Below are 372 nucleotides of genomic sequence, written 5' to 3'. Positions count from 1 at the left end.
GGCGACCTTGAAGGAGACGGCCTTGGCGGCGATGACGTGCTCCAGCGGGCCGCCCTGGAAGCCGGGGAAGACGGAGGAGTTGAGCTTCTTGGCGAAGGCCTGCTTGGCGAGGATGATGCCGCCGCGGGGGCCGCCGAGGGTCTTGTGGGTGGTGGAGGTGACCACGTCCGCGTGCTCGACGGGGTTGGGGTGCAGGCCCGCGGCGACGAGGCCGGCGAAGTGCGCCATGTCCACCCACAGGTACGCCTCGACCTCGTCGGCGATCCGGCGGAAGGCGGCGAAGTCCAGCTGGCGGGGGTAGGCGGACCAGCCGGCGATGATGACCTTGGGGCGGTGCTCCTTGGCGAGGCGTTCGACCTCGTCCATGTCGAC

Annotated in this window: 1 pseudogene; it reads right to left on the bottom strand. The window is 70.4% G+C overall.

The window, feature by feature from the left end:
* Nucleotides 1-372: pseudogene (locus M8J73_RS45930) on the bottom strand (serine hydroxymethyltransferase); the annotation flags it as partial.

Source organism: Streptomyces neyagawaensis (genome assembly GCF_023516595.1).
Lineage (GTDB): Bacteria > Actinomycetota > Actinomycetes > Streptomycetales > Streptomycetaceae > Streptomyces > Streptomyces neyagawaensis.
This window is presented reverse-complemented; position numbering and strand designations above follow the sequence as displayed.